The sequence below is a fragment of the Enterococcus sp. DIV2467a genome, from assembly GCF_050532945.1.
GTDB classification, from domain to species: Bacteria; Bacillota; Bacilli; order Lactobacillales; family Enterococcaceae; genus Enterococcus; species Enterococcus faecalis.
In genome coordinates, this window is the sequence record NZ_CP172896.1 from 912,089 (window position 1) to 925,058 (window position 12,970).

The window sequence follows — 12,970 nt, forward strand, 5'->3', positions numbered from 1 at the left end:
GGAGATTAAAAATGAACGATTTATGGAATTTTTTAGATAATCATCCTGAAGAGAAAGAATTGATAAAGGCAAAAGCATTACAAGGTTATACAGTTGATGGAATTTTAAATGATCAACTTAATTTTGTTGCTCTAGATACTCTGTCTATTAGTCTGGAAAAATTTGGAAATATTCATTATAGTATCCAAATCCCAGAATTTAATGAATTACTAAGTAAGAAGATGGTAGTACTTTTTGTTCCTGCGGATGGAGTGGGACACTCTGGCGCCAAAGAAAGATATTTTGGATTGAGACAATGGAATACCCTGTCTCAATCTGTTCGAAAAAATACTATCATTCTTAGAATAGCTGATGTTGGCTTTGTGTCAGGATCCTATTACACATTATTTGAGCAAGAAATTTTGGATTTAATTGAAGCAAAGAAAACAGAATTTGGACTGAAGCATCAAGATATAATCTTCTATGGAAACTCTAGAGGCGGAACGGGAGCGTTATTATTAGGTATTACAGGTAATTACAAAACAGTTAGTGTAGATCCAGTAATTGATCGAGAGCCTTGGGTAAACAGCGCGGATGGTAGAATAGATCGCCAGTTAATGTTTGATTTCGTAGAAATGGATTTTTCAAACCGAATAAAAGATAAGATGGAACAGTCAAACTATGAATTAGAAAACATTACGGTGATTGCTTCTGAAGCAAATAAAAAAATGTATGAGAAAATTTACCCCTTATCTAATGGTTTTACCTTGAAAAAATTAGAATTAATGATTGATTCTGAAAATACAATTGGTATACACGGCCTTACGATAATGGAAAGTATTCATTTACAATTAGCGTTAATAAATAATTATTTATTTGATTAAGTAACAGAGAAAGTAGGAGCGGAAAAATGAAAAAAGCAGCAATTATGGGCTGGTGGTATAACCAAAATTATGGATCAATCTTAACATACTATGCTCTAAACAAATATGTACAGAATAAAGGGTACGAGACGGTTATGATTGATGGACCACTAGGTTATAAAAACAGAAGTAACTTTCGAGCATGGATGCCTTTAGCGTATAATTTTTTTAAGAAAAATAATATGCCCTATACTGAGCAATTAACAAAAGAAACGTTACCGACATTGAACGATTTAGAAAATCTAGATACCTTTATTTTAGGCTCTGATCAAATGTGGAATCCGTGGAATGGTTGGGTAGACGACGATGATTTCTTAGATTTTGTTTATCCTCGTAATAAAACAATTGCTTATTCTGTTTCATTAGGAAAAGCAGATACAAGTAAATATGATCCTAAATGGGTTGCAAACCGCAAAAAAGATATTACACAGTTTAATCATGTTTCTATGAGAGAAGATTTTTCTGTACAAATTATGAAAGATATTTTTCAAGAAGAAGTTATTCAGGCTTTGGATCCAACCTATCTTGTTGAAAGAAGTGAATATGATTCTTTAGCTGATCAAGCTACGTTTAAACGACAAGAATCAGGAGATTATATGGCTGTCTTTTTCTTGGATATTAACAAGGAAAAAGTTCGTGTAGCACTAGCGATCGCAGAAAAATTGGGACTGAAATTAGTGGTCTTGCCTAATCCTTTAAAAGGACGTGAACTAGCGAAAAAAACGTTTCCTAATACAGTAGAATATGTTTCTGAAGATACGCCAGAAAATTTCTTATCTGTTTATCGAGAAGCAAAATATATTATTACTGATTCGTTTCATGGCACTGTTTTTGCGACTATTTTCCAAAAACCGTTTTCAATTTTTTATAATGAACAACGTGGAATTGACCGCTTTAATAGCTTGATGAACCTGTTTGAGCTTGGCGAAACTAGACGTGTCTATGAGCAAAACACAAAACAAGAAATTGAAGAAAATAAAAATATTAGTTTAGCACTTGACTATCAAAAGACCGCTGGAAAGATTGCTAGAGAAAAAGAGATTTCAGATAAGTGGTTAACCGATGCGTTGACAAGTAAATTTAGCCCAGATGAAGACGAAGTATATGATGAATTTAGACGATATATTATCAATAAACCTTTGGATTTTTATCGAGCTAAAACAACTGTTCCGATTTCCGCAGCAATTGTTTTATCGCCAAATGGTACGATAAAAAATTCCAATCCTAATGAAAGCTTTTGGAAGCTAACAGATAAAGAATTAATTTTTATGAATAATCATCGTGAAGTCACTACAAGATTTAATCGTGAAAAGTTTAAGGGAAAGGAAACGTTCAGTCCTTTTAGAATCGTCGGTAAATATGTGAAAGATGAAAAAATCGAACATGTTATGTATTTGCATCCGATACAAAAACCTAAGCCTAAACCGAAACAAGGCACAGAAAAAAAAGCATTAGCAATTCCCGAGAATCTTTTAACAAGAAAACAATTAATTATGAAAATTGTGCAAAATGAGAGAATTCGTTCGTGGAAACAAGATCTTTTAGAAGAATTACCAGATTTAGAGTTATTTGTAGGTCGTGAATTAAAAGAATATGCTTCGAATTTTGTTGGTGGTCCAGCAGATCTTTTAATTTTTCCAAAAACGATAGAAGAAGTTGCTTTAATTGTAAAATATGCTAAAAATAATCAGATTCCTTTAACTGTTATCGGTAAAGGTTCAAATATTTTAGTCCGTGATGGTGGTATCCGTGGGATTACTTTAAATATGACTGCCTTGAATTATCGTAAAATTACGGGGAATGTTTTAACAGTTTCGGCAGGTGCAAGTTTAATTGAAACATCTTATTATCTACTAGAACACTTGAAATGCGGTTTAGAATGGGCAGATAATATTCCAGGAACCATTGGTGGCGCAGTTTATATGAATGCTGGGACAGTTAAGGATATTAATAGTATGTTTCTTGAAGCTACGATTGTAGATGAAAATGGAGAAATTAAAGTTTTAAATAAAGAAGATGTTCAATTTAGTCATCGCTATAGTTCATTTATGGATCATCCTGAGTGGATTATTTTAGAAACTAAATTACAGATTTCAGAAGGTAATTTAGAAAATATGGTAAATGACATGGTAGGAACTGTCGAAATTAGAGAACGGATGCACCCACTAACACATCCAAATCATGGGTCAACTTTTACTTGGGGACGGGCGCCTCGATTAATTCAACAAGCTGGCTTAGTTGGTACTAGAATTGGCGGAGTAAAAGTATCTGAAAAACATCCAGGTTTCTTTATCAATGTTGAACAAGCCTCTGCTCAAGACTATGAAGCATTAATTTATTTAATTATTGCAAAAGTTTATGAATTTTCTGGATTTTTATTAAAACCAGAAGTGAGAATTTTAGGTGCAAATATGTGGGAAGCAAGTTTAACTTTTAAATAAACAGGGGAGTGTGTGACATGAAGAAAATAATCACAATAATTGTGTCTTTAGCAATTGGTATCGGTTGTGGTTTTTGGTCAGGATATTACATCAGTAAAAAATATTCAGAAAACCAAGAGACAACTATTTCCAAAAGTACTAACTCAGAACAACCTTTGATTACAAATGGAGAGTATCAAGTAACAGCTAATTGGGATTGGAAAACATTAGTTGTTAAAGATAATGTGTGGACATTGGATGGCAAACGTATTTATGATGTTTCCACTACAAATGATAATATTGTGATTTTAAAGGGAAAAAATTTGAAATCACTTGTAGTTTATAAAATAGAAAAAGATAACGAAAAAATCAACTTATATTCTTACACAAAAGAAGGCGTTGGGAAAAAAGTATTGGCTACTCTAGTGAAGAAATAAATAATGCATTTGGTGTTTGAAATAAATTGAAAGTAACTTTGTTAGGAGAAGTTAGTAAATGAAATACAATACGAAAAATTATGACTATTTAATTGTTGGTTCGGGACCTTTTGGGGCAACGTTTGCTTGTGAAGCAGCTAAACGAGGAAAAAAAGTATTAGTTATTGAGAAACGTGCTCATATTGGTGGCAATATGTATACACATAAAGAAAATGGGATTAATGTCCATGACTATGGTGCCCATATTTTTCATACTGACAATAAAGAAGTATGGTCTTATGTCAATCAATTGACGGAATTCAATGGCTACATCAATCAAGTAGTTGCTAATTACAAAGGGGAGCTCTACAACCTACCATTCAATATGAACACGTTCTACCAAATGTGGGGGGTAAAAACACCAGCTGAAGCACAAGCAAAAATTTCAGAGCAGCGGGAGGCAGCTGGAATTAAAGGAGCTCCAAAAAATTTAGAAGAACAAGCGATTCGTTTGATAGGAACGGATATCTATGAAAAATTAATTAAAGGCTATACAGAAAAACAGTGGGGACGTAAGGCTACGGAATTACCAAGTTTTATTATTCGCCGTTTGCCAACTCGTTTTACTTTTGATAATAATTACTTTAACCATCGCTATCAAGGCGTACCTGTCGACGGTTACACAGCTATGTTTGATAAATTGTTAGAGAGTGAATTAATTGATATTCAATTGAATAAAGACTTTTTGGCAGAGAAAGAAACTTACTTATCAGAGTTTCCAAAAATTGTTTATACAGGGATGATTGATGCATTCTTTGATTATTCTTATGGCGAATTAGAATATCGTTCAGTACGTTTTGAAAATGAAACAGTAGATTCAAACAATGCACAAGGCAATGCCGTAATTAATTACACAGATGCGGAAACCCCCTATACACGGATAATGGAATGGCGACATTTTGATCAACAGGCCGATGAAAACAAAACGATTTTGACGAAAGAATACCCACAAGATTGGGATCGTTCAAAAGAAGCCTATTATCCTGTTAATGATGAGAAAAATTCACTTTTGTTTAGAAAATACAAAGAAAAAGCAAACGCTCAAGAAAAAGTTATTTTTGGTGGACGTTTAGCCAATTATCAATACTATGATATGGACCAAGTTTTCGGAGCAGCTTTGAAAGCAGTCGCTAAAGAATTTGGTGAAATGGCCAACTAGTGAACGGTTAGACTCGGAGGAACAAATGGAAAAAGAACTGAAAGTTAGAACAAAATTACTTACCAAAGAATACAGTTTAGCGCAAACACGTATTGACAAATTGAAGACACTTTTTAGTATTTTTCAAAACAAAGTTCCCACATTTTGGGCGTTAAAAGGTGTTAGCCTCGACGTATATTCTGGAGAAACAATTGGTATTATTGGTTTAAATGGTTCAGGCAAATCCACTTTATCAAATATTATTTCAGGCATCACCCCTCAAACGTCAGGAGAACTTGAAATAAATGGTGAAGTTTCAATTATTTCGATTGGTGCAGGACTAAATAATAATTTAACAGGACGAGAAAACATTCGAATGAAATGTTTAATGTTGGGGGAAAAGAATAAAGAAATTGATGCCAAAATCGATGATATTATTGAATTCTCAGAATTAGGCGTTTTTATCGACCAGCCTGTTAAAACTTATTCTAGCGGTATGCGTGCTAAGCTTGGTTTTTCAATTGCGGTTCATCAAAATCCAGATATTTTAGTAATCGATGAAGCGTTATCTGTAGGAGATCAAACCTTCTATAATAAAGGCTTAAAAAAAATGCTTGCATTTAAAGAGCAAGGCAAAACTATCTTTTTTGTCTCTCATTCTATTCAACAAGTAGAGCAAATTTGTGATCGTGTCGCTTGGATGCATTATGGTGACCTACGTGCATTTGGTGAAACTAAGCATATTTTAAAGGAATATCGTGCTTTCTTGCACCGTTATAATCATTTCACTGAACCGCAAAAAGAATCGTATCAGAGAGATGGCAAGGCCAAACAGAGAAATTTTTCTTTGGAACAACTTCAAGAAACAATTCTTGAAAAAGCCAATCAACAAGTAGGCAGTCGCCGGACGACTAAAGAAGTCATTAAATTTACTACTAAAAATAAAATTGGAGATAAAATGACTCTTGGTACGAAGAGCTTGTTAATTTTGCTACTTTGTATGATTTTTTATGTAAGTCTTACCTTTGTAAAAGGTATTTCATTAACAACAGCTTTCATTCATCCAGCGGAAACAATTCAACGTATATTTGTTCCTGAGAAAGTAGCAGGGAAGGATACAAACGCTGTGAAAACGACTAAAACTATACCAGCTTCAACAAAAGAATCTAGGCAGCAGGAGGAAGTTCAGTCTAGCCCAACGAACGTACCAGAAAATAATAATAGCGAACAAGCTGTGTCAACGTATACTGTGGAAGTTGGAGATTCAGTCAGTTTGATTGCTGAAAATCACGGACTCACTATAGAACAACTTCAAACTTTGAATCCAGAAATCATTGAGGTACCTATTTATCCTGGACAAGTGTTGAAATTGAAAGAGGTGACTGAATAATGCGCGAGGTAAAATTAATTTTAGCTGAACAGTTTTCATACTTAGGCGTTGCACAACGAATTGCTAAATACAGTAATAAAGCATTATATCAAAGCCACATCTTAGGAAATTTATGGCAAATTTTAAGTCCTTTAATTCAGTTAGGTGTCTATTATTTTGCTTTTGGGATTGCCCTTGGTGGTGCTCGAACCGTAAAAGGAGGAGTATCCTATATTGCTTGGTTGATGGTAGGATTAAGTACATGGATTTTTTTAAGTACAGTAACAAAACAAGCTTCTAGTTCTGTTTATATGCAAGTTGGCATGGTCTCTAGAATGAAGTTTCCAATAAGTATTTTGCCAATGGTTAAAATATTTTCTGAGTTACCAAGTTATTTTGCATTCACTACGTTAGCAGCGATTGTGTCAATCTCGACAGGTGAAAAGATTTCTATTTATTGGATTCAGCTACCTTACTATATTGTAGCGATGATTATCTTTTTATATAGTTTTAGTCTAATTAATTCAACGATTGCTGCATTAATTAGGGATTATCAAATTTTCTTGAATTCTATTATCCAAGTATTAATGTATATGTCAGGGGTCTTTTGGGATTTGAGTACAAAGAATTTACCGTCTTGGTTATCAAAAATTCTTATGTTGAATCCTTACGCATATATTATTAATGGATTTCGAGATACATTTTTCTATAAAAGATGGTTTTTTGAAGATAAGCCCCAGCTTATTGTTTTTTGGCTAACAACATTAGTAATATTTATCGTAGGAGCTCATTTACATGTTAAGTTCAGAAGTAAATTTGTTGATTATATGTAACATGTGAAGAAGTAAAACCACCGTATACTGACAAGAATACGGTGGTTTTACTCTTTAATTGACAATAGCCTTCTCTTTAAAGAGAAGGCTATCTAACGAATCAATATTATTATTTTAAAGTTGGATCAGACTATTTCTAGTATTCAAGTATTTTTCATTTAAGCGATGTATTCCCTACCTCTAATACATCCTTGTGTCTCTCTAGACACGCCAGTTTTGAATAAAATCATCAAAACAATTGAATGGTTCGTTTAAAAATATTTTTCGTGTTCTAATTATTATAACATAAAACTCGTCAACTGACCACTAGCTGACGAGTTCATAATTTTTCCAGATAAATAGACAGCCGTTTTCCGCCGACTGTCTAAGATTAAGATAGATTTGTAAAGAAGTGAATAAATGCTTCCTACTATCTCTTTATAACATGAGGAAAAGAAAACTGCAAAAGATAGCTGTGTTTTTTGAAAAAAAGATCAGCTGGTTTCCGCCAGCTGATCATCCGTTGAAAAGAGATATAAAGAAGTGAATAAAGCTTGCTTTACCACTATTTTATACCATGTTTTGATTCAAATAACTATTCAGTATTAGTTATACTTAAATAATAAATATGTATACGGATGTATTGTTTTGAGGTATAGTCATAGAGAAAAGAGGGAACGTTTATGAAAAAATTTTGTTTAAGTTATAGCTCTGGTAAAGATTGTTTATTGGCGATGGATCGATTGGTACAAGCAGGAAATCAGCCAGTTGCGTTAGTGACAACATTAAGTGATGAAATTAATCGTTCTTGGTTTCACGGCATACCAATCTCCGTCTTAGAAGCAGCAGCCGAAGCGTTAGATTTACCACTTGTTATATCACATAACAATGAAACAAATTACACAGAAAAAGTGGTTGAGGCACTGCAGGAAACCAAAAAATTAGGTGCAGAAACGGTTTGTTTTGGCGATATAGATATTGAACAAAATGGTGCTTGGGATTGCCAAGTTGCGTTAAGTGCTGGACTTGAACCACAATTACCTCTTTGGCAGGAAAATCGCGAAGCACTTGTGAAAGAATTCTTGGCAAAAGGGTACACAGCAATTATCAAAACGGTCAGCAAAGAGGCAGGCATTCCAATAAAATTTTTAGGAGAACCGTTAAATGAAACATTTATCACGTACCTTAAAGAGCATCAATTAGATATTTGCGGAGAAAACGGGGAGTACCATACGTTGGTAATTGACGGCCCGCTATTTAAAAAGAGGCTCAATTATTATACTTCAGGAATTTATGAAAGTCCTTATGCTTATTCTTTGATTATTGATGCTTAAATGAAAGTAAAAGGACACAAGCTGCCACTTTTTCTAGGGATATGCTATAATTGACTTAAGAAAAGTAGAGAAAGTGAGTGGTTAATTATGGAAGAAACTGTCTTTTTTAATTTAGGAAATGCCCTTGCTTCAAAAAGAGATCAAAAAGAATTAATTAAAGAAGCCCAAATTGCGAAAGATACTCGAAAGATTCCAGGAAAACTGATTATCGTTGAAGATGAAGAAAATGGTACCCATATTTTATTTGAATTAGCTGATCAAACAGAACCGTCTACTGAAACAAAAGAATTCAAAGTGAAAAAAGTGATTGATTAATAAAAAAGCAACGAATTTTTCTAAATTCGTTGCTTTTTTATATTTTTTTACACAAATGATACAAAAAGAATATCAAAATCAAATAAATGATTAGTATACTTGAAGAAACAAATAGGAAGCAAAGCAAACGTTTTGAGGTGTTCTTTCATGGAAAATCGAGGAATTTTATTTGATAAAGATGGTACGTGTATTCGTTTTGACACTCTTTGGCAAGCAGGTTTGCAAGCTTGTTTTGAAACACTAAGTATGTTAGCCCCTCATCATTCAGCAGAAATAAAAAAGATATTAGCTATTCAGGAGCAACGTTTTTTGCAAAAACATTTACTTGATGAAGTCCTTTATCAGGAACTTTATCAGGAATTGGCGCAATTTGAGGAATTAGTCGAACAGGGAATCAGCAGTCGATGGCTGGAGCAATTTTTTTATGATTATTTACGAAAAAATCTGAAAAAGCTTGAACCAATTGGTGATTTAAAACAGTTATTTCTTGAGCTAAAACGGAAGAACTATAAAATTGGATTAGCAACTTCAGATACTTTGCCAGCGACTATGTTGATTATGGAATATCTTGGTTTAACAGAAATGTTTGATTTTATTGCGACAGGAGATCGTTACTTACCGAAACCAGATGCGGACATGCTCCAAGCCTTTTGTCAGTCATGTCAATTGAAGTCGACAGAAGTAATTATGGTGGGGGATTCGCTCGTGGATGTTTTCATGGGAACTTGTCATGGCAAAGCAGGAATTGGTGTTTTAACCGGCAACTGCCAGTCAACTGATTTTGAAAATTTTGAAGTAGCTTATTTTCGTGATATCCATGAAATACCTTATCAAGAATTATGGGGAAATACCAAGAAGAAAAAAATATATTATTTTTGATATATGTATTGTGAAAAACGTTTCTTTTATTCGAGTATCTAAGCAAGCATACTAGTGTATTTCAATAAAATACCATGATGTTCATAGGTTTTATAATTTCAGCTCACAGATTTTTGTTCAATAAGAAAAAAATTACAACTAAAATAGAAAACGAGCGTGGGACAAAAATCACTTTGGATTTTTGTCCCACGCTCAAAAACTGATAAACGGCGGGAATAGAAGCAACACTTTCGGAAATAAGCCGAAAGTGACTTTCTCACACAAGTGTTCGGGATATCTTAATCCTTACCTACGTGGTTCTCGGAGTTAAACACTTCTGGCCCGACTTCGTTGTTAACATTTTACAATGACAAGTTTTTCTTATTTTAATCCTGAACTTGATTTAGAAATTGCATTTCCATTAGAAAAAGAAACAGTAACAGTAGCACCTAAATCACCATCTAAGTTTTTCATCCAGATTAAAGTATCATTTTTTTCACCATTGATATTTGTAGAAGTAATCCCTGTTGGATCTCCTAAATCTTTTCTAGCTTGTTCTTCAGAATATGAACCATCAGTAGCAATGTTATTTACTTGGTCTGCAGTAACTTTATCATGTTTTGCAACCTTCAAGCCACTTACAGATTTGCTCGCTGCTTTGCCATCAGAGAATGAAACAGTAATAGATGCAAGAAGATCACCACCCTTGACATTTGTCCAAGATAGAGTAGTGGTAGAGATGCCTTGGATATCTGTTGTAGAAGAAGAGGCTGGTTCACCTAAAATTGCTTTTACTTCATCTTCTGTAGAACCGCCTTCGCTGCTGTTCATAATATCACCGACATTAATTTTATCGTAAGTTGCTTTTAAATCAGAGTTATCTTTCGATTTATCTTCTGATTTCTTTTCAGAGCTTTCTTTTTTTGTATCATTTTTTGAACTATTCGTAGCTTTTGAAGAAGAGGCTTCTGTTTTCACTTCTTTGGTATCATTGCTTGCTTTTTTATCCTCTTTGCCAAGACCACTACCAGCAATCCCCAGTACAATAACTACTACAACCCAAAACCAAATTTTCTTATAAAATGGTTTTTTTACTTTTCCTTCATTTGAATCATTTTTTTTCATTTTCACTTTCCCTCCCATAGTTTAGTTAATGATTTGTAGCGCTTACTAAATAGTTGAAAACAATCCCCAATTAAATAACTTTGGACTACAAATCACTTAGTTTAAATGAAAATAAGTATACCGCCATGTGTAAAAATAACACATCACAGTATACTTATTTTATCATTATTTCATAAAAATAACACCATTATTTTTATCAAATAATTAAAAAAGATAAAAAATCTAAAAACTTCGACCGCCGCCACCGAATGTGCCGCCGCCAGTTGAGTGGGTGGTGCTACCACCACCGCCCATTCCGCCACTGCCGCCATTGTTTTTAGGAATACGACGCGTAGTGATGAAAGAGTTGGTTAACTGATCTGTGCGGGAGGTTAAGTTTAAAGTTGTTTTTTCCCTAAAGGGATATTGATAACTTGAAAATTTTAATTGATATTTAGAAATATTAATGCCTAAGAAGACCAAACTGAGTATCAGCGCAGCAGCAAAAGCAATTACCATTTCCAGCGGGGTGATGACTTTATAACGGGTGATTTTACCTGTTTCGCTGTCCACACGATAGTGACCCCCAGGAACCCCTTTATCAACAAATGCTTGAGTTTCCTGAACAAAAGTTTGAGCAGCCGCAAAATAATTTCCTTGACTCATCCCATCCATTACTTTATCTAAGGTATCATCAATTCGTGCATCCGTCATATAATCAATCATGTTTCCAGAAGTAGAGATGTAGACTTTCCGTAAGTCCATATCAATGAGAAAAAGAATCGCATTTTGATCCTTGCCAACTTTATTTAAAAGATAATGATCTGCATATTCTTGTTCATCGCCATAGGTATTATTATTTGTGGTCACAATAAAGACAGAGGCTTTTGTTTTTTCTTCTAAAGGTTGTATCTCTTGCTTTAGTTGGTTGATTTGATCAGGTGTCAGTAATTGTGCGCCATCATCAATTGAATTTTCAGCCGCCGAAACGGGTAGGGCAAGGCCAAAGGTAAGAAGTATTAGGAAAAAAATAGGTAAAAGTCGTTTTTTCATAGGAAATAACCTCCTAATAAAAAGAGTGCTAAGAGTCCAGCGAAAATGCCTAACGTTGCTAGCCCTAAACGAGTGTAACTAATTGGAAGCACACCGCTTACTTTACCTGTTTGTCCATTCATGGCATAATAATAAACTTTTTTTGATTGTTCCTGACTTCGATAGGTGACTAACCAAATTGGTAAAAGCATATAGTGATTATTTTCTTGGTTTAGAGAAATATCCGTGCGAACATTTGTCAACGTAGTATAACCAGAAGCAGAGTCCCGTAACAATGATTCCGAATAATCTTGTAATTCTTGTTGGACGTGTTTTTTGATTGCTTCATATTCAATATCGCGTTTTTCTGCTTGAAAACCTGCTAGGTATTGGCTTTTGAAAGGCACTGCTTGATCAATTAAAAATGGTTGAACGCCTTCCACCATTTTTTGTTGGACGTTTTTTGACAAGGCATTTTTAACTAATTCTTTAAACGATAATTTTCCTGAACGTCCCACATTGAAACGTTTTGTTTCGGTGTATTCAATATCACCTACGCGCCAAATGCGAATACTTGTGCCAGTAGCTTGCAGTTGTCCGTCGACTTCTGCATCAACGACCCAATAGGGGAAGTAAACCCCAGTTAATTTATCGATTTGATTTTTGCTGAAAAAATCTCGAGGAATGAACCATTTTTTCTTGGTCCAAGCGAGAAATTTTTCAATCGCTTCGTCTTTTTCAATTGTAAAGGGTAAGACGTTTTCTGGTAAAAATTCGCCACTTAATCGACCAGCCAAGACAACTGGATTATGGCAATAATAACAGTATGTGGCTGCCGTTGTTGCATCGGTGACAATTTGAGCGCCACAGCTTGGACAATTAAAAATTTCCATTGTGCCTGCATCGGCAGTTGTTTCATTCTCAGTGGTCTCTGTTTGTTGCGTAGCGGAGGATTCTTCTTCCGCCGTGAAAGTCAAATTTTCCTCGGCAGTCGTTGTTGAGGGATTCTCTAAATGCGCCTCATGTTGCTGTTGCTCATAACGAGTCACTTCTTCTTCCGTGTAAATATTTAAACAATATTCACAATGAAATTTTTGATCTTTGGGATTAAATAAGAGCGGGCCGCCACAGTTGGGGCATTTATGGGTAAATGTTGTTTCCATTGCAACCGTCCTTTCTAATAGAGTGAGTAAATAACAGGAATCTGATT

The 12,970-nt window shown here is 34.4% G+C and carries 12 protein-coding genes; 9 read left to right on the forward strand and 3 right to left on the reverse strand.

The features are described from left to right. Window positions 1-11: 11 nt before the first annotated feature. The 9 genes from cpsF to IGL80_RS04360 all read left to right on the forward strand — a co-directional run bounded on the left by cpsF (window position 12) and on the right by IGL80_RS04360 (window position 9,645). Window positions 12-863 carry a casular polysaccharide biosynthesis protein CpsF gene (cpsF, locus tag IGL80_RS04320; protein WP_002359684.1) on the forward strand — a complete coding sequence of 284 codons (852 nt, stop codon included), beginning with the start codon at window positions 12-14 and terminating at the stop codon, window positions 861-863. 26 nt (window positions 864-889) lie between these two features. After that, on the forward strand, window positions 890-3,343 hold the full coding sequence (gene murB / locus IGL80_RS04325; RefSeq protein ID WP_002359685.1) for a UDP-N-acetylmuramate dehydrogenase: 2,454 nt from the start codon (window positions 890-892) through the stop codon (window positions 3,341-3,343). A 17-nt stretch (window positions 3,344-3,360) separates the two neighbouring features. Further along, on the forward strand, window positions 3,361-3,759 hold the full coding sequence (gene cpsH / locus IGL80_RS04330; RefSeq protein ID WP_002387128.1) for a lipoprotein CpsH: 399 nt from the start codon (window positions 3,361-3,363) through the stop codon (window positions 3,757-3,759). Window positions 3,760-3,817: 58 nt separating this feature from the next. Further along, window positions 3,818-4,957 carry a UDP-galactopyranose mutase gene (gene glf, locus IGL80_RS04335; RefSeq protein WP_002359687.1) on the forward strand — a complete coding sequence of 380 codons (1,140 nt, stop codon included), beginning with the start codon at window positions 3,818-3,820 and terminating at the stop codon, window positions 4,955-4,957. Continuing rightward, window positions 4,941-6,326, forward strand: a complete 1,386-nt coding sequence (locus tag IGL80_RS04340) for an ATP-binding cassette domain-containing protein (RefSeq protein ID WP_002404872.1) — start codon at window positions 4,941-4,943, stop codon at window positions 6,324-6,326. Before glf ends, IGL80_RS04340 begins: the two co-directional genes overlap by 17 nt. Further along, a complete protein-coding gene (locus IGL80_RS04345; RefSeq protein ID WP_002388342.1) occupies window positions 6,326-7,138 on the forward strand; it encodes an ABC transporter permease in 813 nt (270 codons plus the stop codon). Before IGL80_RS04340 ends, IGL80_RS04345 begins: the two co-directional genes overlap by 1 nt. Window positions 7,139-7,800: 662 nt before the next feature. Further along, window positions 7,801-8,451, forward strand: coding sequence for a hypothetical protein (locus tag IGL80_RS04350; protein WP_002359691.1), 651 nt, complete (start codon window positions 7,801-7,803; stop codon window positions 8,449-8,451). Between the two features lie 87 nt (window positions 8,452-8,538). Next, complete coding sequence (locus IGL80_RS04355; protein ID WP_002356649.1) at window positions 8,539-8,766, forward strand: hypothetical protein; 228 nt, start codon at window positions 8,539-8,541, stop codon at window positions 8,764-8,766. Window positions 8,767-8,913: 147 nt separating this feature from the next. Then, window positions 8,914-9,645 carry an HAD family hydrolase gene (locus IGL80_RS04360; RefSeq protein ID WP_002359692.1) on the forward strand — a complete coding sequence of 244 codons (732 nt, stop codon included), beginning with the start codon at window positions 8,914-8,916 and terminating at the stop codon, window positions 9,643-9,645. Window positions 9,646-10,005: 360 nt separating this feature from the next. On the opposite strand, the gene IGL80_RS04365 is transcribed toward IGL80_RS04360, so the two are convergent. From IGL80_RS04365 to IGL80_RS04375, 3 genes are all read right to left on the reverse strand, one after another. Further along, on the reverse strand, window positions 10,006-10,749 hold the full coding sequence (locus tag IGL80_RS04365) for a DUF3862 domain-containing protein (protein ID WP_002367089.1): 744 nt from the start codon (window positions 10,747-10,749) through the stop codon (window positions 10,006-10,008). Window positions 10,750-10,971: 222 nt separating this feature from the next. Then, a complete protein-coding gene (locus tag IGL80_RS04370) occupies window positions 10,972-11,781 on the reverse strand; it encodes a TPM domain-containing protein (protein WP_002359694.1) in 810 nt (269 codons plus the stop codon). Then, window positions 11,778-12,923, reverse strand: a complete 1,146-nt coding sequence (locus IGL80_RS04375; protein WP_002359695.1) for a hypothetical protein — start codon at window positions 12,921-12,923, stop codon at window positions 11,778-11,780. Before IGL80_RS04375 ends, IGL80_RS04370 begins: the two co-directional genes overlap by 4 nt. Window positions 12,924-12,970: the final 47 nt, after the last annotated feature.